The sequence below is a fragment of the Polaribacter sp. Z022 genome (assembly GCF_023555495.1).
Taxonomy (GTDB): Bacteria; Bacteroidota; Bacteroidia; order Flavobacteriales; family Flavobacteriaceae; genus Polaribacter.
The window spans coordinates 414962-441089 of the sequence record NZ_JALCZO010000004.1; the positions used below are offsets into that span (position 1 = coordinate 414962).

Annotated in this window: 23 protein-coding genes; 17 read left to right on the forward strand and 6 right to left on the reverse strand. The window is 27.9% G+C overall.

Going from position 1 to position 26128, the window contains the following annotated elements:
* Positions 1–72: 72 nt before the first annotated feature.
* Entirely contained in the window at positions 73–1002 is a 930-nt protein-coding gene (locus MPF13_RS11500; protein WP_249982666.1) for a DUF2911 domain-containing protein, read from the forward strand.
* Positions 1003–1127: 125 nt separating this feature from the next.
* Positions 1128–1559 (forward strand): hypothetical protein, encoded by a 432-nt coding sequence (locus tag MPF13_RS11505; RefSeq protein ID WP_249982667.1) that lies wholly within the window; start codon positions 1128–1130, stop codon positions 1557–1559.
* A 10-nt stretch (positions 1560–1569) separates the two neighbouring features.
* On the opposite strand, the gene MPF13_RS11510 is transcribed toward MPF13_RS11505, so the two are convergent.
* The 3 genes from MPF13_RS11510 to MPF13_RS11520 all read right to left on the reverse strand — a co-directional run bounded on the left by MPF13_RS11510 (position 1570) and on the right by MPF13_RS11520 (position 7244).
* Complete coding sequence (locus tag MPF13_RS11510) at positions 1570–2541, reverse strand: Gfo/Idh/MocA family protein (protein WP_249982668.1); 972 nt, start codon at positions 2539–2541, stop codon at positions 1570–1572.
* Positions 2531–4411: a sodium:solute symporter family protein gene (locus MPF13_RS11515; RefSeq protein ID WP_249982669.1), complete on the reverse strand. Its 1881-nt coding sequence runs from the start codon at positions 4409–4411 to the stop codon at positions 2531–2533. The genes MPF13_RS11510 and MPF13_RS11515 overlap by 11 nt, the downstream gene beginning before the upstream one ends.
* A 307-nt stretch (positions 4412–4718) precedes the next feature.
* Positions 4719–7244 (reverse strand): PIG-L family deacetylase, encoded by a 2526-nt coding sequence (locus tag MPF13_RS11520; protein WP_249982670.1) that lies wholly within the window; start codon positions 7242–7244, stop codon positions 4719–4721.
* A 176-nt stretch (positions 7245–7420) separates the two neighbouring features.
* Here MPF13_RS11520 and dnaN point away from each other — a divergent pair, with 176 nt between their 5' ends.
* From dnaN to MPF13_RS11540, 4 genes are all read left to right on the forward strand, one after another.
* Positions 7421–8539, forward strand: a complete 1119-nt coding sequence (gene dnaN, locus MPF13_RS11525) for a DNA polymerase III subunit beta (RefSeq protein WP_249982671.1) — start codon at positions 7421–7423, stop codon at positions 8537–8539.
* A 131-nt stretch (positions 8540–8670) separates the two neighbouring features.
* Positions 8671–9267: an acyl carrier protein phosphodiesterase gene (locus tag MPF13_RS11530; RefSeq protein WP_249982672.1), complete on the forward strand. Its 597-nt coding sequence runs from the start codon at positions 8671–8673 to the stop codon at positions 9265–9267.
* Positions 9264–10955 carry a gamma-glutamyltransferase gene (gene ggt / locus MPF13_RS11535; RefSeq protein WP_249982673.1) on the forward strand — a complete coding sequence of 564 codons (1692 nt, stop codon included), beginning with the start codon at positions 9264–9266 and terminating at the stop codon, positions 10953–10955. The genes MPF13_RS11530 and ggt overlap by 4 nt, the downstream gene beginning before the upstream one ends.
* Entirely contained in the window at positions 10955–11830 is an 876-nt protein-coding gene (locus MPF13_RS11540) for an RluA family pseudouridine synthase (RefSeq protein ID WP_249982674.1), read from the forward strand. The genes ggt and MPF13_RS11540 overlap by 1 nt, the downstream gene beginning before the upstream one ends.
* Here the strand turns inward: MPF13_RS11540 and pdxR are convergent.
* Complete coding sequence (gene pdxR, locus MPF13_RS11545; protein WP_249982675.1) at positions 11793–13286, reverse strand: MocR-like pyridoxine biosynthesis transcription factor PdxR; 1494 nt, start codon at positions 13284–13286, stop codon at positions 11793–11795. The genes MPF13_RS11540 and pdxR overlap by 38 nt on opposite strands.
* An 82-nt stretch (positions 13287–13368) precedes the next feature.
* Between pdxR and MPF13_RS11550 the strand changes: the two genes are divergently transcribed.
* The 11 genes from MPF13_RS11550 to MPF13_RS11600 all read left to right on the forward strand — a co-directional run bounded on the left by MPF13_RS11550 (position 13369) and on the right by MPF13_RS11600 (position 24318).
* Entirely contained in the window at positions 13369–13887 is a 519-nt protein-coding gene (locus tag MPF13_RS11550) for a DinB family protein (protein WP_249982676.1), read from the forward strand.
* Between the two features lie 10 nt (positions 13888–13897).
* Positions 13898–14188 (forward strand): DUF1272 domain-containing protein, encoded by a 291-nt coding sequence (locus MPF13_RS11555; protein ID WP_249982677.1) that lies wholly within the window; start codon positions 13898–13900, stop codon positions 14186–14188.
* Position 14189: 1 nt separating this feature from the next.
* Positions 14190–14705, forward strand: a complete 516-nt coding sequence (locus MPF13_RS11560) for a GNAT family N-acetyltransferase (protein WP_249982678.1) — start codon at positions 14190–14192, stop codon at positions 14703–14705.
* Between the two features lies 1 nt (position 14706).
* Positions 14707–15366: a pyridoxamine 5'-phosphate oxidase family protein gene (locus MPF13_RS11565; RefSeq protein ID WP_249982679.1), complete on the forward strand. Its 660-nt coding sequence runs from the start codon at positions 14707–14709 to the stop codon at positions 15364–15366.
* Between the two features lie 51 nt (positions 15367–15417).
* The gene (locus MPF13_RS11570) at positions 15418–16695 is read left to right on the forward strand and encodes a hypothetical protein (RefSeq protein ID WP_249982680.1); all 1278 of its coding nucleotides are present in this window, start codon (positions 15418–15420) and stop codon (positions 16693–16695) included.
* Positions 16695–17777 (forward strand): AI-2E family transporter, encoded by a 1083-nt coding sequence (locus tag MPF13_RS11575; protein ID WP_249982681.1) that lies wholly within the window; start codon positions 16695–16697, stop codon positions 17775–17777. The genes MPF13_RS11570 and MPF13_RS11575 overlap by 1 nt, the downstream gene beginning before the upstream one ends.
* A 6-nt stretch (positions 17778–17783) precedes the next feature.
* Positions 17784–18974, forward strand: a complete 1191-nt coding sequence (locus tag MPF13_RS11580; protein ID WP_249982682.1) for a class I SAM-dependent methyltransferase — start codon at positions 17784–17786, stop codon at positions 18972–18974.
* Positions 18975–19165: 191 nt separating this feature from the next.
* Positions 19166–19975 (forward strand): formate dehydrogenase accessory sulfurtransferase FdhD, encoded by an 810-nt coding sequence (gene fdhD / locus MPF13_RS11585; protein WP_249982683.1) that lies wholly within the window; start codon positions 19166–19168, stop codon positions 19973–19975.
* The gene (locus MPF13_RS11590; protein ID WP_249982684.1) at positions 19968–22259 is read left to right on the forward strand and encodes an FdhF/YdeP family oxidoreductase; all 2292 of its coding nucleotides are present in this window, start codon (positions 19968–19970) and stop codon (positions 22257–22259) included. The genes fdhD and MPF13_RS11590 overlap by 8 nt, the downstream gene beginning before the upstream one ends.
* Before the next feature lie 9 nt (positions 22260–22268).
* On the forward strand, positions 22269–23798 hold the full coding sequence (locus MPF13_RS11595; RefSeq protein ID WP_249982685.1) for a hypothetical protein: 1530 nt from the start codon (positions 22269–22271) through the stop codon (positions 23796–23798).
* A gap of 253 nt (positions 23799–24051) precedes the next feature.
* Positions 24052–24318, forward strand: coding sequence for a hypothetical protein (locus MPF13_RS11600; RefSeq protein ID WP_249982686.1), 267 nt, complete (start codon positions 24052–24054; stop codon positions 24316–24318).
* Positions 24319–24386: 68 nt separating this feature from the next.
* Here the strand turns inward: MPF13_RS11600 and MPF13_RS11605 are convergent, their stop codons facing one another.
* Together MPF13_RS11605 and MPF13_RS11610 are read right to left on the reverse strand one after the other, a co-directional pair.
* Positions 24387–25526: a cysteine desulfurase family protein gene (locus tag MPF13_RS11605; RefSeq protein ID WP_249982687.1), complete on the reverse strand. Its 1140-nt coding sequence runs from the start codon at positions 25524–25526 to the stop codon at positions 24387–24389.
* A 15-nt stretch (positions 25527–25541) separates the two neighbouring features.
* A complete protein-coding gene (locus MPF13_RS11610) occupies positions 25542–26087 on the reverse strand; it encodes a DUF8465 domain-containing protein (protein ID WP_249982688.1) in 546 nt (181 codons plus the stop codon).
* Between the last annotated feature and the right edge of the window lie 41 nt (positions 26088–26128).

Here is a 26128-nt window from a genome sequence, read left to right on the forward strand (position 1 = left end):
ATTTTAAGTTTTTGTTAACGTTTACCGTAATTTGAAATTGTAATTTTATAACACAAATAAAACTAAACAATCATGAGAAAAATTTCATTTAAACTTTTAAGTACTTTAACTGTATTTTCTTTATTAATTCTAACAAGTTGTCAGAATAATGAAACAAAAGAAGTTGTAGAAAAGAAAGTAGAAAAAACCGTAAAAAAACCAGCTGCAAAAATTTCTGCACCTCAACCTAGTCCTTCATCTACTTTAATACAAAAAGTAGGATTAACTGATGTTACTGTAGAATATTCTAGACCAAGTATGAAAGGACGTGCTATTTTTGGTGATTTAGTACCTTATGGAAAAACTTGGAGAACAGGTGCAAATGCAAACACAAAAATTACTTTTAGCACAGATGTTACTATTGCAGAAAAAAATGTAGCAAAAGGAACTTACGCAGTTTACACTGTACCAAATAAAGAATCTTGGGATATTATGTTGTACTCAGACACAAAAAACTGGGGAAACCCTAAAGAATGGGATGATACAAAAGTAGTTGCTAAAACTTCTGCAAAAGTTCTTAAAATGCCTATGGATGTTGAAACTTTCACAATTACTTTTGATGATTTAACAAACAATTCTGGAGTTTTAGGTTTCCTTTGGGAAGATGTTTATGTGGGTATGCAATTTGATGTACCAACTGATAAAAATGTAATGGCATCTATAGATGAAGTAATGAAAGGTAAACCAAATGCAAGAGCCTATTATGATGCTGCTGTTTATTTTAAAACTACTAATAAAGACGTAAATAAAGCTATGACTTGGATTGATAAAGCTATTGAAATGAGTAAAGAAGACCCTAAGTTCTATTATTATAGACAACAAGCATTAATTCATGCCAAAGCAGGTGACAAAGAAGGTGCAATTATTGCTGCTAAAGAATCTTTAAAATTAGCTGAAATTGCAAAAAATGAAGGATATGTAAAAATGAATAAAGCATCTTTAAAAGAATGGGGAGCTCAATAATTTTTTTCAATTTAATATAGTTTAAAAAAATCTCAAGTGTTTACTTGAGATTTTTTTTTATTATGGTAATCAAAATCATCATTTCTTAATATTTTAATATATTTGATTTCATAATACTTTTTAAAGTGAAAAATATTTTAATTCTATTTTTATTATTTACAAGTTCTTCTTTTTTATTTGGTCAAGATAATGAAGACAGACAGGGAGATGGATATTCTAGTAATTCTTCCTATATAGAAGAACTGAACAGTTTATTAAAAAGAAGTTATACTTATGAGCATAAATCTTTAAGATTTAAAAATGATTCATTAATTCAGATTAATAAATATGGAAAAAGAAGTATAAGAGTTAGAGATATTGATATTAGTAGTATTGATGTTAAAAAAGATACTGACTCTAATTATAAAGTAATAATATTATGCAAAGGTGGTAAAAAAAACATGATTGCAGATTGGGGAACTTATAATAGCTTTGGAATAGTAGTTACAACTAAATATTATGCTGAAGAAGTTGCCAGACAATTAAAATATTTTCTATACTCTTTAGGGTATAATTAATGATTACTTTTTAATATTTTAAATCAATAATTTCTCTCACAGTATCTAATGTCTTTATTAAGATTTTGGAAAAATTAAAAGTCATTACATCACTTTCTTTTTTTCCATTTCTTAAAAGGTTATTGAAATGTTCTGTTTCAAAATTGTAACCAATTGTTTGGTAATTAAAATCTATTGTTTCTTCTTTACCATTTTCTGTTATTGTTACAGTTGTTGGCATATGAAACATGGTATTTATCTTTATAGTTCCCCTTTCAAAATTAAAAATGGCTTCTGTAGCTGTATTTTCTATCAAAGTACTTTTTAAAGTTACTTTAGCTGTTTTATAGTTAAAAATCATATCACAACTTGAATCTGCTCCATTTTCAAAAAAAGTAGCATCTGCTTTTATAGAATTTGGGTTACCTAAAGTAGATAACGCAGCAAAAATTGGATAAATTCCAATATCTAATAAGCTACCTCCTCCTACTTCTTTTCTAAACAATCTTCTACTAGTATCATATTCATTGTAAAATCCAAAATCTGCTTCTAAACTTTTTAACTTCCCAAGTTTTTCATTTTTATAAACTTCTAAAACATAATTATAATGAGGCAAAAAGAAGGTCCATAAAGCCTCCATTAACAAAACGTTGTTTTCTTTTGCTACTGTTAACATTTCTTCTACTTCTTGCAAATTCATTGCAAAAGGTTTTTCGCATAAAACAGCTTTTTTATTTTTTAAACAAAGTATTGTATGCTCTTTATGAAAACTATGAGGTGTTGCAATATAAACTGCATCAACTTCAGCATCTTTAGCTAGTTCATCATAAGAACCGTAAGCTTTTTTAGAGTTGAATTTTACAGCAAATTCATCTGCATTTTCTTTACTTCTAGAAGCTACAGCTACTAGTTCAGCATCTTTTATTGTTGCTAAATCTGTTGCAAATTTTTGAGCAATATTACCCAAACCAATTATTCCCCAACGTATATTTTTATTTTTCATTTGTAAGCGTTTTATCAAAATTAAAGTATCCTAAAAAAAAGAATAAAATTATTAAAGAAACTACGTGAATAATATTTAAAGAAACATCATTAAAGATATCAAAAGTAATTTTAAATATGGTCAAAGAAGTAATCATTAAAGTAATTTTACTTTGTTTATTTATTGATTTAAAAACAAATGACAAAGAGAAAAATAAAACTAAAATACATCCAATAAAATTCAACCATAAATAGCTAATTATTGGTTCTAATCCTTGAGATTCTAATCTAAATATTCCAAAATAATAAATAGAACATATTAATATTTGAGTTATCAAAGCAGATTTAAAAACGGAATTTCCATTTACTTTTTTAAAGAAAAATGCCAATAAAAAAATACCCAACACATTTCCGTAAAAAATTGATCCAATAATATTTACCAACTGTATTAAATTATCAAACAAATTGGCTACACAAGCTACTGAAATTGCTATTAAACCCCAAAGTAACGTAAACCATTTAGATGCTTTTACAAAATGAGCTTCACTCTTTTCTTCGTTTACATTACGTTTATATAAATCTATGGCAGTTGTACTTGCCAAGGCATTTAATTCTGAAGCTGTAGAAGACATAGCTGCAGATAAAATTACGGCTAACAAAAGTCCTATTAAACCTCTTGGTAAATTGTTTAAAATAAAATGAATAAACACATAATCTTTATCATTAGATTCTATTTTTTTTATGGATTTTTCATCAACTTTTTTAATTATTTTTTTAGCCGATTCTTTTAATTCTAAATCTCTTTTATTTAGCTCTTGAATTCTTTCTTTTTCTTCAATCTGAAATCCATCAGAAAACAACAACCTTTTATCATTTTCAATTTTTATATGTTCACTTTCTAACTTTTTATATTCTTCTACAAACTCAGATTTTAAAATTTCTTCATTTGCAGTTGGATTAAAATTTAAAGGAGAAGCATTAAATTGATAAAAAACAAAAACCATTACACCAATTAACAGAATAAAAAACTGCATTGGTACTTTTAAAAGTCCGTTAAAAATTAACCCTAACTGACTTTCTCTAATAGATTTTCCAGATAAATAACGCTGCACCTGACTTTGATCTGTTCCAAAATAAGAAAGCATTAAAAAAGTTCCGCCTAAAATCCCTGTCCAAATTGTATATCTATTACTTAAATCAAACGAAAAATCTAACACTTCCATTTTATCACTTGCTCCTGCAATTTCTAAAGCATTTGTAAAAGAAATGTTTTCTGGCAATTGACTCATAATCATAAAAAACGCTATTAGCATTCCTATAAATATGATAACCATTTGTTGTTTTTGCGTAACATTTACTGCTTTTGTACCACCAGAAACTGTATAAATAATTACTAAAAAACCAATAATAATATTTAAGGTTAACAAATCCCAATCTAACACTGCACTCAATATTATTGCAGGTGCAAAAATGGTAATTCCAGCAGCTAAACCTCTTTGAATTAAAAATAGAATTGCAGCTAAACTTCTGGTTTTTAAATCGAATCTTCCTTCTAAAAACTCATAAGCTGTATACACTTTTAATTTGTGATAAATTGGTATAAAAACAACACAAATTATAATCATTGCTAGTGGAATTCCGAAATAGAATTGCACAAAACCCATTCCACTATGAAAAGCTTGACCTGGTGTAGATAAAAATGTAATTGCACTTGCTTGAGTTGCCATAACAGAAAGTCCAATGGTCCACCATTTAGAGTCACTTCCACCTTTAATATAATCGGTTACATTTTTATTTTTTCTAGTAACATAAGTACCATAAGCAACAATAAAAATTAAAGTAACAGACAGAATTATCCAGTCTATTGTATGTAGTTTACTTGAAATTCCCATAAATTAAACTGTAAAATAAGTAGTAATAAAATAAAACGCAATAATGTAAATAACATTGGCTATTAAAACCAATGAATATTCTTTTTTCCAAGTACTCTTTTGTTCTTCCATTATAATATTTTTTTGAAGCTATTTCCTGCTTTCCACTATATCTTTTTATACCGTCATTACGAAATTTACTATTTTGTAAACTGTGGCAATCTTATAATTAAAAGACAGATTGCTTCGTTCCTCGCAATAAAGCTTATTTATTTTGAGTATAAAAAGGATGCCGTTTCAATCAGGGCTAAACTTGTTTGCTTGTTTTTTACTTCTTAATTATTGATTTTACCTCTACATTACTCTTACCTACAGATAGCATATTTGCAAATAATTTATAGGCTCCAGAAACACCTGCTGGTAATTCTCTAAAAAAGCTTAAACCAGTGTATATATAATTTCCTTTACCATATTTTGCAATTAACAAACTTCCTTTTTTAGCAGTTTCTCCTTTATCATGCATAGATAAAATAGGTGTATACTCTTTACTCCAAGAATTAGGAAAATACAACCCACGTTCTTGTACCCAACCCTTAAAATCATCATTTGTAATTTTGTTTGGAAAATTTAAAAGTGCATGATTTTTAGCTAAAATACTTACTTCAGCAAACTCATCTGTTACTCTATCTCTTGACAATGTTAACGAAAAAGGTGCAGCAACATCTACCCCTCTATTGGTATTGTATTGCACAATCATATTCCCTCCTTTTTCTACATAATCTAACAAGAATTTTTGTTTAAACTTTAATTCTTTCACCACATTATAGGCTCTAATTCCTAAAACAACAGCATCGTATTTATGTAAGTTTTCATCATTAATTTCTAACGGATTAATTGCTACAACTGTATACCCAATTTGTTGTAAACTTTCTGGAACCACATCTCCAGCACCTTTTATATAACCAATATAATTTCCTGCTTTTTTTATGTTTAATCTAACAATTTTAGCTTCAGAATTTAACAAAACAGATTGTTTAGGAATATGATTATAGTTAATTTCTACCAACTCTTTTTTGTACAATTTCCCATCAATATTTGCAGTAACAGTTAGCTTACCATCAGATTGATTTTTAGGTGGAGTCACCAAAAATTCTACTATTTGTTTGTCATTTTTTTGCTGAATATCAAATTCAATTTCTTTTGGAGTTACTTCCCAACTTGTTGGAACATTTAATTCTACTTTACCTTTCGTATTATTTGCTCCTGCTCTAACTTCTACAGATACTTTTTTAGGTTCATCTGAAGAAAAAATTAGTACTTTGTCTTTTAGTTTTGTGGTTACTTTAGGCAAAACTTCAAAAGGTTCATAAATTTCACCTTTATCTCTTTTAGAATACCTATAAACAACATCTTTTGTAAAGGAAATATCATGTTCCCAAATGTTTAAGTTAAAAGTAACTTGCAAAGGTCTTTTGGTTTCTGGATTTCCAATTAAAAGCTGATTATCTACTGTATACATTCCTAAACTAGCTTCTTTTTCTAACCAATAAGGAGCAGAATAATTCTTATTTTTAATAGGCAAATTACCTTTTAAATTAATTTTTACATTATCCTCTAACTGTTTATCAACTTCTATTGTAGTTGTTGTGTTATTGTATGAATAATCGTAAGAATATAAGTATGAAGTAATATCACTTCTATTTAAAACTTCAATATTTATGGCAATATCAGAGTTTGGAATTCCACTAGAACTTGTTGCAGAAACCTCTAGATACAAACCAGCACAAGCTTCTATAATTTCTTTAATTTCTTTTAGTTTTAAACTCCTCCAATGAGCATCATCTAAACGTTTAATTTTTTCATAAGCTTCTAACAATTTTGGTAAATGTTTAGAAGGATTTACAAAATTGAAATTGTTTTCTATTTCATATAAAATAGCACCAATTTCACCACCATTTTTTAAACGATTCCAAGTAGTATTGATTCCCGAAAAAACATAGTTTTTATCTTTTAATGGAGTTCCTTTTAAAAACTCTAAATATTCGTTTTGTGTACCTCTAGTTGTTAATCTACCAAAACCCTGACATAAATGCTGACTACTTGCAATAGATGCCAACTCGTTATTAGACAATCCTTTTAAAGGATAATACACACCAATATTTAATTTTGTAAAACCTTTTGTTGCTTTTTTAAACGCATCTTCTCTACCTCTAAAAAACCAAGAAGAAGTATTTTGAAACAATCTTTTTGGCTGCCAAGTATTGGTATATTTTAATTGATTTTTAAATTTGTTTTTATCATTTGCCAACTCAAAAGCCTCTACACTTAAAATTGCAGAACTTGTATGATGCCCATGTGTGGTTCCTGGTGTTCTATGATCAAATCTATTAATTATTACATCTGGTTTAAAAGTTCTAATTGCCCAAACAACATCACTCAAAACTTTTTCTTTGTCCCAAATTTTTAACGTTTCATCTGGATGTTTAGAATACCCAAAATCATTGGCTCTAGAAAATAGTTGTTCTCCTCCATCAACATTTCTTGCAGCTAACAACTCTTGAGTTCTAATAACCCCTAACAATTCTCTAATTTCTGGTCCTATTAAATTTTGACCACCATCTCCTCTTGTTAACGATAAATAACCTGTTCTTGCTTTTACATTATTTGCCAAATATGCAATTAAACGTGTGTTTTCATCATCTGGATGTGCAGCAATGTATAAAGCTGTTCCTAAAAAATTTAATTTTTGAATTTTTTCATAAATTTCATTTGAATTTAATTTATTTGGCTTTTGAGCAAACAAACTCAATGATATCAACAAAAAAGAGCATAAAACTAAAAGTGGTTTTTTCATAAAATAGGTTTGGTGTTAAAACAAAAGTAGTTTTTTTATAGACTAAACATCTTCAATTAACATAATTATAACGTTTTTAAATTCATCAACAAATTGCTCATAACCTGTTAATAAAATAATTTTTAAAATCACTTAATAAGGTTATATTTGTAAGACTAATTAAGAAAAAATATTACATGAAATTTATTGTATCTAGTTCGCAATTATTAAAACAATTACAAGTTTTAGGTGGCGTTATAAATAGCAACAACACTTTACCTATTTTAGATAACTTCTTATTTGAATTATCTGAAAATGAATTAAAAGTATCTGCATCAGATTTAGAAACAACCATGAGTTCTGTTGTAGAAGTAGAGAGTGAAAGCACTGGTTCTATTGCTGTTTCTGCACGTTTGTTATTAGATACTTTAAAAACGTTTCCTAATCAGCCTTTAACGTTTAAAACAGAAGGTGATAATACCATTGAAATCAGTTCTGATCAAGGTAAATATGATATGGCTTATTTTGGAGGTGATGAGTTTCCAAAAGCTGTTTCATTAGCATCACCAAGTACAACTGTAGTGCCAGCAAGTATTTTAGGAACAGCAATATCTAAAACTATTTTTGCTGCTGGTAATGATGATTTAAGACCTGTAATGAGTGGAGTGTTTTTTCAATTCAGTTCGCAAAGTTTAACTTTTGTTGCTACTGATGCTCATAAATTGGTAAAATATTCTAGAACTGATGTTACTGCAGATCAAACTGCAGAATTTATCATGCCTAAAAAACCTTTAAACTTATTAAAAGGTATTTTAAGTGGTTCTGATAGCGAAGTTACTATTGAGTATAATGATGCTAATGCAAAATTTACGTTTGACAATGTGGTTTTAGTATGTCGTTTAATTGATGGTAAATACCCAAATTACGAAGCAGTAATTCCTAAAGAAAATCCGAATAAATTAACGGTTGATAGAGCTTCTTTTTTAAACTCTGTTAGACGTGTATCTATTTTCTCTAGTAAAACTACACATCAAATTCGTTTAAAAATGGCAGGAACAGAATTAAACATTTCTGCAGAAGATTTAGATTTTGCCAACAAAGCAGACGAACGTTTAAGTTGCGATTACCAAGGTGATGACATGCAAATTGGATTCAACTCTCGTTTTTTAAGCGAAATGTTAAACAACTTAAGTTCAAGCGAAGTTTTAATTGAAATGTCTTTACCAAACAGAGCAGGAATTTTAACTCCTATTGATGGTACAGATGAAGGAGAACAAGTTACAATGCTTGTGATGCCAGTAATGTTAAATAACTAATTATTGTCATTGCGAGTTTTCGAAGCAATCTCATAGAAAGGTTTCTCGATAAAATCTAAATGATAAAATAGTAAATATAAAAAGTAAAAAACCACAACTTTTGTTGTGGTTTTTTGTTTACATTTACTTTAATGAATTTCCTTGCACATCTCTTTTTATCAAAAGAAAACACCAATATTATGATTGGTAATTTTATTGCAGATCATATAAGAGGTAATAATTACACAGCTTATTCTAAAGAAATTCAACAGGGTATTTTTTTACATAGAGCAATAGACACCTTTACAGATGCACATCCAATTGTAAGAAAAAGCAAACGTAGGTTGCATGAAAGATATGGACATTATGATGGTGTGATTATCGATATTTTTTACGATTACTTTTTGGCAAAAAATTGGAATTCTTATTCTGAAATTCCTTTAGACATTTATACCAATAAAATATATTCTCTTTTTAAAGAAAAAGCTCCAGATTTACCTTTAAAGTCTCAACAATTCATCAAATATATGATTGAGTATGATATCTTATTCAATTATCAATTTGAAGAAGGAATTGCAAAAGTTTTAAATGGTATGAACAATAGAACTAAAGGAAAATCTCAAATGAATTTAGCCATTGAAGATTTAAAAAATTTAAAAGAAGTATTAGAAGAAGATTTTACTTTATTTTTTAAAGATTTAGTAAATCATTCAAATAAAAAATTAAAAGAAATAATAGAAAATTTATGAAAAAATTAATCTTACTTTTTACAGTAATATTTTTATTATCTAACTGTAAAACAGCAACCAAAAATAAAAAAGTTACAGGCTTAATTGCAGAAAAAGCAATGGTAGTTTCAGCTAGAAAAGAAGCTTCTAAAATTGGTTCTGATATTTTACAAAAAGGAGGTAATGCATATGATGCTATGGTTGCAACACATTTTGCTTTAGCTGTAGTTTACCCTGTTGCAGGAAATATAGGTGGTGGTGGTTTTATGGTGTATAGAAATAATGATGGCACTAAAGGTTCTTTAGATTTTAGAGAAAAAGCACCAATTACTGCTCATAGAGATATGTATTTAGATTCTCTTGGTAACGTTATAAAAAACAAAAGTACTTTAGGTGCACATGCTGTTGGAATTCCTGGTTCTGTAGCTGGAGCTGTAGAAGTTTATAATAAATTTGGTAGCTTACCTTTTAATGAATTAGTTCAGCCTTCTATAGATTTAGCTAGAAACGGATTTATAGTTACCAAAAAACAAGCTAATTCTTTAAACAATGCTACAAAAAGGTTTGAAAAAGTAAATAATTTTAAAACTCTTTTTCAAAAAGAATGGAAAGAAGGAGACGTTTTAAAACAAGAAGAATTGGCACAAACTTTAGAAAGAATTCGTGATTTTGGAAAAAATGGATTTTACAAAGGAAAAACAGCAGATTTACTTGTAAATTATGTTACAGAATTAGGTGGAATTATCTCTCATAAAGATTTAGAAAAGTATAAAGCAATTTGGCGTAAACCTATAACTTTTAACTACAAAGATTATACTATTACATCAATGACATTACCTGCAAGTGGTGGAATTTGTTTAGCTCAAATTTTAAAATCTGTAGAGCCTTTTAACTTATCAGAAATTAATCATAATTCTACTAAATACATTCAGCTTTTAACAGAAGCAGAAAGAAGATCTTATGCAGATAGAGCTAATTTTTTAGGTGATATTGATTTTGTAAAAGTACCAATGGATAGCTTAACTAATAAAAATTACATCAATAAAAGAATGAGCTCTTTTTCTTGGAAAAAAGCAACACCTTCTTCTGAAGTTTCTCATGGTAAAATTTTAGGATATGAGAGTAATGAAACTACACATTATTCTATTGTAGATCAGTTTGGTAATGCAGTTTCTGTAACAACAACACTTAATACAGGTTATGGTTCTAAAGTTTTGGTAAAAGGCGCTGGTTTTTTCTTAAATAATGAAATGGATGACTTTTCTAGTAAACCTGGTGTTCCAAATGTTTATGGTTTATTAGGTTCTGAAGCTAATTCTATTGCACCAGAAAAAAGAATGCTAAGTTCTATGACACCTACAATTGTAGAGCAAAATGGTAAATTAAAAATGGTTGTTGGTACTCCTGGAGGTTCAACAATTATTACATCTGTTTTACAAAATATTTTAAATGTTACAGAATATAATATGGGAATGCAAGAGTCTGTAAATCAACCTAGATTTCATCATCAATGGTTACCAGATATAATTAGAATGGAACCTAATGGTTTTACAAAAGAAACTAAAACAAACTTAGAATCTTTGGGATATAAAATTTATGAAAAGAATTCTTTAATTATAGGTAAAGTAGATGCTATTTTAGTTTTACCAAATGGACAATTAGAAGGTGGTGCAGACCCTAGAGGAGATGATACTGCAGTTGGATTTTAATGCAGTTATTAGAAACACATATTGTTCCTAAATTAGAAAAACAAATTCGTTTTCAAGAATATAGTGTTGGTATATTTAATAAAACACCTACCAAATCTGGCATTAAAAAAGCCATTAAAAAAGAACTTATTTTTATTGATGGACTTTTAGCAACTACTTCTAAATATATTTCTGGTGGAGAAAAAATTGAGCTTTTTGAATCTGAAAACTCATCAACTTTTGAACGACTAAAACTAGAGTTAGAAGTTTTATTTGAAGATGATTATTTGGCAATTATTTACAAACCTGCAGGTATTTTAGTTAGTGGAAACAAGTTTGTAACCATTGCAAATGCACTTGCTCAAAATCTACAAAAAAGTTCATTTTCTGATGCTGTTAAACCTCAACCCATTCATAGATTAGATTATCCAACAAGTGGACTTTTATTAATAGGAAAAACGAGTTCTTCAATTATAGAATTAGGAAAACTTTTTAAAGAAAAAGAGATTCAGAAAACATATTTTGCCATTACAATTGGTAAGATGAAATCTGAGGGTGTAATAAATTCGCAAATTGATAACAAATTAGCAGAAACTAAATATCAAGTTTTAGAAACTGTTAACTCCAAACGTTTTGAGTTTTTAAACTTGGTAAAATTACAACCAACTACAGGAAGAAAACACCAACTTAGAAAACATCTTTTTTCTATTGATAATCCTATTTTGGGTGATAAAGAATACTTTTTAGATGATAAAATATTTAATGGAAAAGGCTTGTTTTTACACGCTGCTACTTTAAATTTTACACATCCTTTTACAAAAGAAATCATTACCATAACTAAAGAACTACCAAAAAAATTTAAAAAGATATTTTCAGGTTTTTCACTTCATTTATAGTTAGTAACAGCCTCTTTAGCAACTCTTTTATTTCTTCTTCATTGTAAGATGCAAAACCTATTCTTATAGAATTATGACCAACTTTAGCATTGTCATAACGTTGCCACTCTCCTATTTCTAATTGATATTTTATGGCTGCTTTTGAAATGTTTGTCCAAGAATATTTTTTGTTTAAAGTTAACCAAACTGCCATTCCTCCTTTTGGTTTTTGAAAAGTGAAAACATCAGAAAATTGTTCGTTTAAAATCTTGCAAAACAAATCTCTTCTTGTTTTATAAACTTTCATCACTTTTTTAATATGTCTGTCTAAATCTCCAGATTTTATAAAATCTTCAAAAGTTAATTCTAACAAAGCATCACCTTGTCTATCAATAAATCTACGTTGATTGGCTGCTTCATCTACAAAAGGTTTTGGAGCAATTAAATAGCCAATTCTAAAAACAGGAGCCACAGTTTTACAAACAGAACCAATATAAATTACGTTTCCATTGGTATCATGACTTGCCAAAGGCAAAATAGGAGAATGATTGTAATTAAAATCGTAATCATAATCATCTTCAATAATTGCAAAACTGTATTTTTTAGCTAAATTTAATAAATGAATTCTTCTTTCCGCAGATAAAGTTACAGTAGTAGGATGATGATGATGAGAGGTAACATAAACTGCTTTTATTATTCTTTTTTTACAGATTTGCTCAATTTCATCTGTAACCAAACCATTATCATCAACAGTTACTCTAATTAAATTGGCTTTTCTTTGTAAAAAATTAGTGTCTGCAGATGTATAATTTGTTAGACCAATTACAACACAATCTTCTTCTTGAAGCAAAAGTTTAGATGCCAAAAAAATTCCCATTTGACTTCCTCTAGTTATTATTACATTATCTTTTGAAATATTTAAACCTCTAGTTTTGTTTAAATATTCAACCAACGTTTTTCGTAATTTTTCATTACCATAAAGAGATCCATAAGACATTTCTTTGTAAATATTTTTTCTGCTACAAATCCTTCTGTAAGTTCTTGCTAAATCTTCTGTTGGTGTTAATCTTGCATCAGAAATCCCATCATTTAAATACATCCATTTTTCTTTAAATTCTGGAGATTTTCTTACTAAAGATGTATTCTTATAAAAACCAAAACCAATTGTTTTGGCAGCAATTATATTTTCTTTCTTTAAAAATTCTTGTTGATGTAATTCTGGTAAATTGGCATTGATAAATGTTCCTTTTTTAGGAATACTTTCTACCCAACCTTGTAACAATAACTCTTCATAGCAAGCAACTACCGTTTTTCTATGAACATTTAACAATTCTGACAAAGTTCTACTTCCTGGTAATTTTGTTTCTGGAATTAATTTTCGTTCTTTTATGAGCTCAATAAACCTATTGGATAGTTGTAAATACAAAGCTTGTTTACTTTTTCTATCTAATTGAAAACTGGTTTTATAAGGAAACATAAACTGGACTATTATTTATTTTAATTCTGGATGATTATAAGAGTCCATAAATGTAGTAATTTTGATATATAAATTTTAAGTGATGATAAAAAAAGATTTAAAACATACTGAATACAATGAATATTACTCAAGATACATTAACATGGTTGATGAAAACATTGATCTAATTGCTGGATATGAAGATGATAAAAAAATGGTAATTGATTTTTTTAGTTCAATTCCTAAAGACAAATTAGAATACAGATATGCAGAAAACAAGTGGACAATAAAAGAAGTAATTCAGCATATTATTGATACAGAACGTATTTTTATGTATCGTTTTTTATGCATTTCTAGAAACGACAAAACTGCTTTACCAGGTTATGAACAAGATGATTATATAGCTCCTTCAGAAGCAAATCATAAAAGTATGGATGCGTTAATTGAAGAATTTAAAATGACGCGCTTATATTCACAAAATTTAATTAAAAGTATTTCTGAAAAGAATTTAAAAAACTTAGGAACAGCAAGTAACTCTACAATATCTGCAAGAGCATGTGCATTTATAATGTTAGGTCATAGTATTTGGCATATCAATGTAATTAAAGAAAGATATCTATAAACAAAATTGTATGTTAGAAATTAGACCCAATTGCGAACATTGTAATAAAGATTTACCAAACACATCTACAGAAGCTATGATTTGCTCTTTTGAGTGTACATATTGTAAAACTTGTGCAATCGAAATTTTTGAAAACGTTTGCCCAAGTTGTTCTGGTAATTTTGTAGAACGTCCAATTCGTCCATCAAAATACAATGAAAAATACCCAATGTCTACCAAAAGAACATACAAACCTAAAGATTTAGTAGCTGCAAAAATAAATACTGAGAATTTTAAAGAGATAAAACCAGAAAAAAGATAACATGTTAGAAATAAGAAGAGCTACTGTTTCAGATGCTACATATATTGCTTTATTAGGCAGAATTACTTACACAGAATCTCATGGAGATTATATTGAAGACAAACAAAATCTATTAGATTTTTACAACACACATTATTCTGTTGCTCAAATTAAAAAAGAATTGAATGATGAAAACAATGTTTTTTGGATTGTATTTTCTAACGATTTACCAATTGGTTTTGCAAAACTTTGTTTGAATGAAAACCATGAAAACAAAACAGATACAAAGTACTGTAAACTACAACGTTTGTATATTTTAAACGATTTTATTTCTTTAAAAATTGGATCGCAATTGCAAGAAAAAATATTACAAAAAGCAACAGAACTAAACTTTAAAACTATTTGGTTAACTGCTTATTACAAAAACACAAAAGGAATTAAATTTTACAAAAAATACGGATTTAAAGAAATTGGAAGTATCGATTTTTATGTAGGTGAAACCAATTATGAAAACCTAATTTTTGCTAAAGAATTATAGTATGAAAGAATATCCTCAATCAAAATTAAACAGAGTAAAACGTGGTCAAAACAGGGCAACTTATGATGTAGAAAAAATCAACTCAATTTTAGATGCCGGTTTTTTATGTTATGTAGGTTATATTTATGATGGTAAGCCTATTTCAATTCCTATGGCTTACACAAGAAGAGATGATAAAATTTACATTCATGGTTCTACAGGAAATAGAATGTTGTTGTCTATACTAGAAAGTGAGGAAACTTCTATTACAGTGATGCATTTAGATGGTTTGGTTTTGGCTAGATCTGGCTTGCATCATTCTGTAAATTATAGATCTGTAACGTTATTTGGTAGCTTAAAAAAAGTAGAAAATGATACTGATAAAACTGAAGTTTTAAAATGGATTGTAAATCAAATGGTTCCCAATCAATGGGATTCTTTAAGACCAATGTATCAAAAGGAATTAGACAGAACTTTGGTTGTAGAATTTACTATAGAAACTGCTTCTGCAAAGGTAAGAGATGTTGGTGTTGCAGATGAACCAGAAGATTATGATTTAGATGTTTGGGCAGGAATTGTACCTATTAAACAAGTTGCAGAATACCCAATTGCTGATCAAGGGAAGCCTCAAAAAATGGAGATTCCAAAACATATTTTAGATTATTATGAAGCCAACAAATAGTTTCTTCATTTAAATATTCTATTTTAGCTTCTAAATTTTTAATTTATAAAAATGAAGAAGCTTTTTAAATTTATAGGAATTCTATTATTGCTCTTAATTGTTGCTTTAGGTATTTTTTATGTGGTTAATAACGAATCACTTCCTGAAGGAAAAAAGGGAAAAGAAGCGGATGCATTAGCCATAAAAATGTTTAATGCAATTAACAATGATGCATTTGAAAATACAGAAATTTTAAAATGGAGTTTTAGAGGAGAGCATTTTTATACTTGGCATAAACAAGAAAACATTGTTCATATTTCTTGGGCTCAATACAAAGTAACATTAAACACCAAACAAATAGAAAAGTCTGAAGTTTATATTGATGGTAAACTTTCTGACAATAAAGAAATTATAAAAGAAGCTCAAAGTTATTTTAATAATGATTCTTTTTGGTTAATTGCACCTCACAAAATTTTTGACAAAGGCACAGAAAGAAGCATTGTAAAACACAATGATAAAGACGCATTATTAATAACTTATACTTCTGGAGGAACAACTCCTGGAGATTCTTATTTATGGATTTTAGACGATAACTTTTATCCTACTTCTTTTAAAATGTGGACATCAATTATCCCATTAGGTGGTGTTTCTGCAACTTGGTCTGATTGGAAAAAAACAAGTGCAGGCATACAATTACCTACAAAACATAAACTTTCTTTATTTGGATTAGAAATACCAATGGTAGATGTAAAAGCTTATAATGAAAAAGCAGATGAATTAGCACAAAATATATTAAAAGCCATTAAACATGAAGCGTATAAAAACACACGTTTTTTAGAATGGAGTTTTGCAGGAAGAAGACATTTTAAATGGGATAAAGAAAAACATGTTGCAGCTGTTTCTTGGGATACAATCCGTGTAAATTTACATCCTCAAGAAAAAGAAAAAAGTACAGTATTTTATAATGAAATTCTTCAAAAGAATCCAGATGCTAAAATTGTTAAAAAGGCTTGGGATATTTTTAATAACGATTCTTTTTGGCTAGTAGCTCCTCATAAATTATTTGATGATGGAACTATTAGAAATATTGAAAAAATAGACCAAAACAATGCTTTAAGAGTAACGTACACTTCTGGAGGAACAACTCCTGGAGATTCTTATTTATGGATTTTAGATTCTAATTTTGTTCCTAAAAGTTATAAAATGTATCTAAAAAATGGAAGAATAAATGGAGATACTGCTACTTGGCAAGATTGGATTACCACAAAGAGTGGAACACTATTACCAACAAATCATGCTTTTTCTAATGGTAGAATATTAAGTATGGGAACTGTAAAAGGATATAACTAATGAACTCAAAAACAATTGCAAACGGAATTTTAAGAGCTATAGGAATTTTAGTAGGAATTTTTCTTTTTGGCTACTTTTTATACGCAATTCAATCTGTAATAATTTACATAATTATTGCAGGTATTTTATCATTAATTGCAAGACCAATTATTATCTTTTTAAGAAGAAAATTAAAGTTTCCTAACACACTTGCCGTAGTTTTTACAATGCTTTTAATGTTAGGTTTACTAACGGGTTTAATTGTAATGTTTATTCCTTTAATTGCAGAGCAAGGCAAAAGTTTATCTTTATTAGAAGTAGACAAGTTACAAGAAAATGTACAACAAATTTTTAACCAAATTACTGCCTATTTTTCATCAAAAGGGATTGATGTTTTAGGCGAATTAAAGAATGTGGATTTTATTTCTCAATTTAAAGAAATCCCCAATTTATTAAACTCTGTTTTAGGTGCTGTTGGGTCTTTAAGTGTTGGTTTATTTTCTGTTTTATTTATTTCTTTCTTTTTTATGAAAGATAGTCAATTATTAAAAAAAGGAATGCTAACAATAATGCCAAATGGAACAGAAAAAAGGTTTTCAAATTCTCTTGAAACGATATATGATTTATTGTCTCGTTATTTTATTGGTTTAATTTTTCAAATAACAATATTGTTTGTTTTATACACAATTATCTTACTAGTTTTTGGTATAGACAATGCAGTTGTTATAGCATTTTTATGTGCTTTGTTAAACTTAATTCCTTATGTAGGCCCAATGATTGGAGCAGTAATTATGTTTGTTTTATCAATGACAAGTAATATTGGTTTAGACTTTCAATCAGAAATTTTATCTACTTCATTATGGATTATGTTTTGTTATTTAATTGCGCAATTAATTGACAATTTTGCGAGTCAACCCCTTATTTTCTCTAAAACTACAAAATCTCACCCTTTAGAAATTTTCTTAATTATTATAATTGGTGGATTGCTTTTTGGAGTTGTAGGAATGATAACTGCTGTACCTCTTTATACTGCTTTAAAAGTAATCTTAAAAGAATTTTTATCTGACAATAAGATAGTAAAATCAATTACAAAAGACATTTAATTTTTCTTGAATTCAGCAATTTTACATCCAGAAGTTCAGCAATTTATTACTGAAAATTTAAAATCAGACATTACAAAACTGATTTTTAAAGGAAGTCCTTTTAATGGTGTTTCAATACAAGAATTGGCAAATCAAATTGTTGCAAAACAAAAATCTGAACACAAACTTACTTCTTGGTTTCATACAGAAAACATTTATTATCCACCTAAAATTAGCATTGAGCAAACCTCATCAGAAATTACAGCAAAATATAAATCTAACTTAGTAAAAGGAAATTCTATAATTGACATTACTGGTGGTTTTGGTGTAGATTGTTTTTACTTTTCTAAGCAATTTAAAGACGTTACACATTGTGAAATTAATGCGGATTTATCAACAATTGTAAAGCACAATTATCAACAATTAAACGTAAAAAACATAACTACTTTTTCTGGTAATGGAATTGAGTTTCTAAAAAATTCTGAACAAAAGTTCGATTGTATTTATATAGACCCATCAAGAAGAAATGATATAAAAGGTAAAGTTTTTTTATTGAATGATTGTTTGCCTAACGTACCAGAAAATATTGATTTTTTATTTTCTAAAAGCAATCAAATCTTAATTAAAAACTCACCTATTTTAGACATTACAAGCACAATAAATGAATTAAAATTTGTAAAAGAAATACATATAGTTGCATTAAATAACGAAGTTAAAGAACTGTTATTTTTATTAGAAAAAGATTATAATAATACAATACAAATTAATACAGTAAACATCAATAAAAACAATATTCAATCTTTTAATTTTTCGTATCAAAAAGAAGTTAATTCAGAATATTCTAAACCTCTCACCTATTTATATGAACCAAATGCTGCCATTTTAAAATCAGGAGGTTTTCATAACGTTTCTACTAAATTAGGTATTTATAAATTACATCAACATTCTCATTTATACACTTCAGAAAAATTAATTGACTTTCCTGGAAGAGTATTTAATATTGAAAATATAATTCCATATAACAAAAAGAAAATTAAAAATTTACTTCATCAAAATAAAGCTAACATTACAATTAGAAACTTTCCTAAAACAGTAGCTCAAATTAGAAAAGAAACAAAAATTAAAGATGGTGGAGCATCTTATTTATTTTTTACAACAATAAATAACAATGATCTTATTGTAATTTTTTGTAAAAAAAATATTGATACAATTTCCTAAAAAAAAATACGTTCTCATTAAAAATATCTTTGAAAATTAATTAATTTTTATTATATTTAACAAAGATTAAGTGTTTTAAGATTAGGGGCTTACAACACTTAAAACGAAGTCTCGAATTTACTTTCGAGACTTTTCTTTTTTACCAACTATATTTTTCGTTAAGTTTGTATAGAAGCTTAATGTTCTATTTTATGCAAACACTAACTTATCAAGCATTAAAAATAAACCAAAATACTCCCACTACAATTCAAGATGTTTTGGTGGTAGAAGCTCCTCTTCAAATTAATATTAACAACGAACCTTATACTGTTGTTATGAGAACACCTGATAATGACAAAGAGTTAATTATAGGTTTACTATATGCTGAAGATATTTATAAAAACAAAACTCCATTACAACTTAATATTGTAGAAAAACAAAATGAGATAAATACAATTATAAATGTTTCTATTCCTCTAAACTTAATAGGAAAAGGCTATTTAAACAAAAGAACACTTTTATCTGTTTCTTCTTGCGGAATTTGTGGAAAAAAAGAATTGAAAGATTTAAAAGTTAATGGTAAAAAAATTTGTGAAACAATTACTTTTTCTAGTAATATTTTACATGATATGATTTCTAAAATGAATTTCTTTCAACATACTTTTAAAAGTTCTGGAGGAAGTCATGCAGCTGCACTATTTAATAAAAAACATGAGTTTTTAACTCTTAAAGAAGATATTGGACGCCATAATGCTGTAGATAAAGTTATTGGAGATTTGCAAATAAAAAACTATTTACCACAGGCTAATTTTTTAATTGTTAGTGGTCGGGTTTCTTATGAAATTATTTCGAAAGCATTTATTGCAAAAATTCCAGTTATTATTGCTGTTTCTGCTTGTTCATCTTTAGCTGTTGACTTTGCCAAAGAATTTGGTATTTGCTTAATTGGTTTCACAAGAGAAAATAAAATGACTATATATTCTAATCCTTCATTAGTAAAAACAGAAATTGTAGATGTCTAAAAATCCTAAAGAACAACCGTCAGAAAAACTAACAGGAATAAAATTAATTGAAGTTCCTAAAACTTCTGTTGGTGTTAAAGCCATTGCTTCTGCTTTAACACATATTAAAAATGAAGTTGGAGTAAGAAAAGGTATTCAATTATTATCTAAACTTAATCAAAGAGATGGTTTTGATTGCCCAGGTTGTGCATGGCCAGATCCAGATGACAAAAGAGCATTTTTAGCAGAATATTGCGAAAATGGAGCAAAAGCTGTAGCTGAAGAAGCTACAAAAAACAAGGTTTCTCCAATGTTTTTTTCAACTCATTCTGTTCAAGAATTATCAGAATTATCAGATTATGAAATTGGAAAAAGTGGACGAATTACACATCCAATGTATTTAGCTGAAGGAGCAACACATTACCAAGAAATTTCTTGGGATAATGCTTTTCAAATGATTGGAGAAGAATTAAATTCTTTAAATTCTCCAGATGAAGCAATTTTTTATACCTCTGGAAGAACAAGTAATGAAGCTGCTTTTTTATATCAGTTATTTGTACGTCAATTTGGAACTAATAATTTACCAGATTGCTCTAACATGTGTCATGAATCTAGTGGTGTTGCATTATCGCAAACATTAGGTATAGGTAAAGGATCTGTAACTTTAGATGATTTTAACCATACAGATTTAGTTATTGTAATAGGTCAAAATCCAGGTACAAATCATCCAAGAATGTTAGCAGCATTAGGTGAAACTAAAAAAAATGGTGGTAAAATAATTACAATTAATCCTTTACCAGAAGTTGGATTAATGAATTTTAAAGATCCTCAAAATCCATTAAAATGGATAGGTTCTGGACAAGAATTAACAGATGAGTTTTTACAAGTAAAAATTAATGGAGATGTAGCTTTGTTAAAAATTATCTTAAAATTAATGAAAGAAAAAGAAGATGCTGAACCAAATTCTGTTTTCAATCATCAATTTATAAAAGAAAAAACAGCTGGTTTAGACGAACTTTTAAAAGACTTGGACACCTATTCTATAGATGAACTTTTACCACAAACTGGTTTAACTATAGAACAAATAAAAAAAACAACAGAACTCATCATCAACAATGACAAAATTATTATTTGTTGGGCAATGGGTTTAACTCAACATAAAAATGGAGTTGATAACATTCGTGAAGTTGTAAATATTCTTCTTTTAAAAGGAAGTATTGGTAAAAAAGGAGCAGGAACTTGTCCTGTTCGTGGACATTCTAATGTACAAGGAGACAGAACAATGGGTATTTGGGAAAGACCAAAACCTGCCTTTTTAGATAGTTTAGAAAAAGAATTTATTTTTAAAGCTCCAAGAAAACATGGTTATGATGTTGTTGAAGCAATAGAAGCAATGCATCAAAACAAAGCAAAAGTATTCTTTGGTATGGGGGGTAATTTTATTTCTGCAACTCCAGATACAAAGTTCACTGCAGAAGCTTTAAGAAACTGTAACCTAACAGTACAAGTTTCTACCAAACTTAACAGAAGTCATTTAATAACGGGTAAAAAAGCAATTATTTTACCATGTTTAGGTAGAACAGAAAAAGATTTTCAAGGTAAAAATGAACAATTTGTTTCTGTAGAAAATTCAATGGGTGTTGTGCATCAATCTAAAGGAACTTTACATCCTTGTTCATCAAAATTATTAAGTGAACCTGCAATTGTTGCAGGAATAGCAAATGCAACATTAATAAAATCGACTACAAATTGGTCTAAACTAGTATCAAATTACGATTTAATTAGAGATAAAATTGAAGCGACAATTCCTGGATTTAAAGATTATAATAAACGAATAAGAATTAAAGGAGGTTTTTATTTGCCAAATAATGCAAGAGATAATAATTTTACACCAACAAAAACAGGAAAAGCAAATTTTAGTCTTAATAAGCCATCAGAAATTCAGTTAGAGAAAAATCAGTTTATCATGATGACTATTAGAACTCATGATCAATACAATACTACTATTTATGGTTTAGATGATAGATATAGAGGTATTTTAAATGAACGTAGAGTTGTTATGATGAATCCAAATGATGTTGAATTGTCTGGATTAAAAAAATTAGATTTAGTAGATTTAACAAGTCATTTTAATAATGAAGAAAGAGTTGCTAAAGGGTTTTTAGTGGTTCCTTATGATATCCCTAAGCAATGTACAGCTACTTATTTTCCAGAAGCAAATGTTTTGGTTCCATTAAAAAGTAAAGCAGATATTAGTAATACACCTGCATCAAAAACAGTCATAATTTCAATAAAAAAACAATAATAAATTATAATGAAAAAGTATATTTTTTTATTCACTTTCACTTTAATCTTTACACAAATTTTATTTTCTCAGACAGAAATTATTCCTGAAAAAATTACACAAAAAGGTTTTGCTAAAATTGATTTTTTATCGATTGAAATGCCAATAACAAATATTCCTAATGAACAAAACATGGGGTTTACTGGTATACATTATAATCTAAATTTTAAAAATTCTTTTTATACAGGTGTAGGAATATATGGAGCTATTTCAGGTGATAGAGGAGGTTTTTTTACATTAGGAATTAATGCAGGTTTAAAAAAATATTTATCAAACAATTTTTACTTAGATACTGGTCTTCATTTTGGAGGAGGAGGTGGTGCTGGAGCTCCTGATGGAGGTGGAGCATTTATTTTGCCTCATTTTAATTTAGGATATGATTTTAAAAATTTTTCAATAAACTCTGGTTGGAGTTATGTTAACTTTTTTGATGAAGGAGCAATTAAAAATCATCAATTAAATTTTAGTATAGAAATTCCTCTTGACTTTAACTATGCAAAATATACCAGTGCTGAAAAAGAAATAGACATAGAAAAATTTAAAATGACTAAATGGAATCAAAAACCAAAAAAGAATTCTTTAATGGTTCATTTTAATAATCTTAAAATTAAGGGAAATACGCAAGGAATTAACAATGGTAAAACTATAAAATTAGCTGGTTTTGAATTTACTTCTTATATAAACAACAACTGGTTTACATTTTTAAAAGTTGATGGTGCCTATGATGGTATTAGAGCTGGTTATATGGATGTTTTTTTAGGAGGTGGATATCATTTATCTTTAAATAAAAACAATACTAATATTTTAGCAAAATTAGGTATTGGTGCAGCTGGAGGTGGTGGTATTAATACTGATGGAGGCTTTTTATTATATCCAGATTTATCAATTGAACAAAGAGTATTTAATGACTTATTTTTAACTGTAAACAAAGGATACTTACTTACACCAAGTAAAGATTTCTACACATCCACTTTTGGTTTAGGTATTAAATACTATTTAGAAAGAAATGGAGTTAAAACAAATAACACTTCTTTTACAAAAGGAAAATTTAAAGGTTTTGACGTTATTTTAAAACAAGATATGTATTTAAATGCTCAGAGAATGACAAATCCTACTGAAGCAATGCATCAAATATCTTTACAGGTTAATTTTGATTTAAATAAAACAATTTTTGTTGCAGGTCAAACTTCGTTTGCCAATTTTGGAGATGCAGGTGCCTATGCAGAAGGATTGGTTGGTTTAGGAATAAAATCAAAACTATTATTTAATAATTCTACAAATTTCTTCACTCAAATATTAGGTGGTGCAGCTGGTGGAGGAAATATAAGTACTGGAGAAGGTTTAATTATAAAACCTAGTGCAGGTTTAAACTACAAGCTATCAAACAACTTAAAACTTAGAGCTTCAGCAGGATATGTAAAAGCAAAAGGAGGAGATTTAAGTACAACTTTTATAAATTTTGGAATTAAATACAATATCTCTCTTTTAAAGTTAAAATAATTTTATATATTTGCAACATCAATAGCCCCTTATTGATGTACCCTCTTTTTTAAATTTATAATGAAGTTCATAACCTGTTAGGGTAATAATCTAACGCGTTATTCATTTATTAAAGCTCCCTGACTTTATAAGTATCATTTAGTTGCTATTTTTAATAGCTGCACAGGATATCTAAAGCCCTACTCCTCTACAAATTAGTACCTGTATTGCCTATTATATAATAGTTGTTTTTTTAATTGTAAAATATATTATTATGAAAAAAATGTTATTTGCTTTAACATTTGTAGGGGTATTATTAACAAGCTGCCAACCTGTAAAAACAGAATTACAACATTACGAGTCTAACAAAGCTACTGTAGAAAAGGAGTATCCAAATTACCACATTACTTCTTTTAGACAATTTAGTTATGTATTTCAGGTATCTAATCCAGAAAGAGTAATTAAAGTAACTTTAGGTAGTAATGCAAAAATTATTAAAAGAGATACTTTAAAAGTATTCTCTTCTCTTGCTACAAGATAAGTTAACTACTCCCAGAGTATGTTTATGAAGATATAACACCCCACGTGTTATATTTAAAAGAGTAACTTTTAGTTACTCTTTTGCTTTTTTAAATAATCTAAAACTAAATCTAGTTCTTGTATTGTATTATATTTTGAAAAAGAAAATCTAACAGAAGTTTTATCAGCATCTTCATCAGTTAAAATTTCAGATAAAACATGAGACCCTATATTGCTTCCACTCTGACATGCACTTCCTCCAGAAACAGAAATTCCTGCCATGTCTAAACTAAATAAAAGCATTGCATTATTAAAAGGAAAACGTACATTTAAAATTGTATAACTACTCTTTTGCATATCTGATGAAAAACCATTGAATTTGATGTTTTTTGATAATTTCTTTAACCCAAAAATTAAATATTTCTTTAAGCCCTCTATATAATTTTTATCATTTTCTAAATTAGAAATAGCAATTTGTATCGCTTTTTCCATCCCTAAAATTGAATGAACATTTTCTGTACTAGACCTTGCTCCTCTTTCTTGATCTCCACCATGAAGCATAGGCATAATTCCAAATCCTTTTTTAAAATAAGCAAACCCAACACCTTTAGGTCCATGAAATTTATGCGCACTTACAGCTATAAAATCTATTGGAGATTCTTTTAAATCTAAAGAATAATGGCCAATTGCTTGTACTGTATCTGAATGAAATAATGCATTATGTTTTATACATTTATCAGAAATCTTATTGATATCTAATAAATTGCCAATTTCATTATTTATCATCATTAAACTTACTAAAGTTTTAGCTTTAGAAGCTTTTAATAGTCTTTCTAAATCTTCAATTATTACAGCTCCAAACGCATCTACTTTTACATAATCTATAATTACATTAAATTTTTCTTGTAAATGATTACATGTATGCAAAACTGCATGATGCTCTATTTTAGAAGTAATAATTCTTTTAACGTTAAGATTAGAAACTGCATTCTGCAAAATTAAATTATCTGCTTCTGTACCTCCAGCTGTAAAAACAATTTCACTAGCAGATACATTAAAATGTTTTGCTATATTTTTTCTAGCAGTTTCTACTGCTGATTTTGCTTTTCTTCCAAATTGATGTGTAGATGAAGGATTTCCGTAAATATTTTTCATAGAAGTATTAATTACATTAATAACTTCGTCATCTATTTGCGTAGTTGCAGCATTATCTAAGTAGATTGTTTTCATAAGTTAAAAATACAATTAATTAGCGTTTTGATAAACATAAACTTCTGTTGCTCCTAAACCATATTTTTTATAGGAAGCATCGTAAAATTTAATTGGATATTTACGTAATAGTCTATGGAGCTCAGATTTTAATACACCTTCTCCTACTCCATGAATAAAAACTATTTTAGAAATTCTTTTAGCTATAGCAAATTCTATTTTATTTTTTGCTGTATCTAATTGCAAGTTTAACATATCGTAATTATCCATATTTCTAGTAGATTTTACTAATTTATTTATATGCAAATCAACTTCTAAAATAACTTCCTTTTTTTCTTTTTTAAATAAACTTTTCTTAGGAGGATTTTGAGCAATTTTTTCATTTAAAATAGCATTGTTAATATCTGTAAATTTTGACAATTCATGTTGTTCAACATCAATTTTTACTAACTCTGAAGAATGAAATTTAAAAACCATTCCATCTGTAGTTTCTACAGAAATTTCATCATTAACAATATGAATAACAATACCTTTTAAAACATCATCTAGAACAGCAACTTTATTTCCTATTTGTAAACACATTCTTAACTTTGTATTAATTTATTTTGGTATTGATGGTAGTA

Bases quoted from the DNA above. Each gene is read 5' to 3' on its own strand.
- fdhD (WP_249982683.1), top strand. From the start codon at position 19,166: ATGCAAACACTAACTTATCAAGCATTAAAAATAAACCAAAATACTCCC.
- MPF13_RS11570 (WP_249982680.1), top strand. From the start codon at position 15,418: ATGAAGAAGCTTTTTAAATTTATAGGAATTCTATTATTGCTCTTAATT.
- MPF13_RS11605 (WP_249982687.1), bottom strand. From the start codon at position 25,526: ATGAAAACAATCTACTTAGATAATGCTGCAACTACGCAAATAGATGAC.
- MPF13_RS11560 (WP_249982678.1), top strand. From the start codon at position 14,190: ATGTTAGAAATAAGAAGAGCTACTGTTTCAGATGCTACATATATTGCT.
- MPF13_RS11500 (WP_249982666.1), top strand. From the start codon at position 73: ATGAGAAAAATTTCATTTAAACTTTTAAGTACTTTAACTGTATTTTCT.
- pdxR (WP_249982675.1), bottom strand. From the start codon at position 13,286: ATGTTTCCTTATAAAACCAGTTTTCAATTAGATAGAAAAAGTAAACAA.
- MPF13_RS11575 (WP_249982681.1), top strand. From the start codon at position 16,695: ATGAACTCAAAAACAATTGCAAACGGAATTTTAAGAGCTATAGGAATT.
- MPF13_RS11520 (WP_249982670.1), bottom strand. From the start codon at position 7,244: ATGAAAAAACCACTTTTAGTTTTATGCTCTTTTTTGTTGATATCATTG.
- MPF13_RS11600 (WP_249982686.1), top strand. From the start codon at position 24,052: ATGAAAAAAATGTTATTTGCTTTAACATTTGTAGGGGTATTATTAACA.
- MPF13_RS11555 (WP_249982677.1), top strand. From the start codon at position 13,898: ATGTTAGAAATTAGACCCAATTGCGAACATTGTAATAAAGATTTACCA.
- MPF13_RS11540 (WP_249982674.1), top strand. From the start codon at position 10,955: ATGCAGTTATTAGAAACACATATTGTTCCTAAATTAGAAAAACAAATT.
- MPF13_RS11590 (WP_249982684.1), top strand. From the start codon at position 19,968: ATGTCTAAAAATCCTAAAGAACAACCGTCAGAAAAACTAACAGGAATA.
- MPF13_RS11530 (WP_249982672.1), top strand. From the start codon at position 8,671: ATGAATTTCCTTGCACATCTCTTTTTATCAAAAGAAAACACCAATATT.
- dnaN (WP_249982671.1), top strand. From the start codon at position 7,421: ATGAAATTTATTGTATCTAGTTCGCAATTATTAAAACAATTACAAGTT.
- MPF13_RS11550 (WP_249982676.1), top strand. From the start codon at position 13,369: ATGATAAAAAAAGATTTAAAACATACTGAATACAATGAATATTACTCA.
- MPF13_RS11510 (WP_249982668.1), bottom strand. From the start codon at position 2,541: ATGAAAAATAAAAATATACGTTGGGGAATAATTGGTTTGGGTAATATT.
- ggt (WP_249982673.1), top strand. From the start codon at position 9,264: ATGAAAAAATTAATCTTACTTTTTACAGTAATATTTTTATTATCTAAC.
- MPF13_RS11595 (WP_249982685.1), top strand. From the start codon at position 22,269: ATGAAAAAGTATATTTTTTTATTCACTTTCACTTTAATCTTTACACAA.
- MPF13_RS11565 (WP_249982679.1), top strand. From the start codon at position 14,707: ATGAAAGAATATCCTCAATCAAAATTAAACAGAGTAAAACGTGGTCAA.
- MPF13_RS11515 (WP_249982669.1), bottom strand. From the start codon at position 4,411: ATGGGAATTTCAAGTAAACTACATACAATAGACTGGATAATTCTGTCT.
- MPF13_RS11610 (WP_249982688.1), bottom strand. From the start codon at position 26,087: ATGTGTTTACAAATAGGAAATAAAGTTGCTGTTCTAGATGATGTTTTA.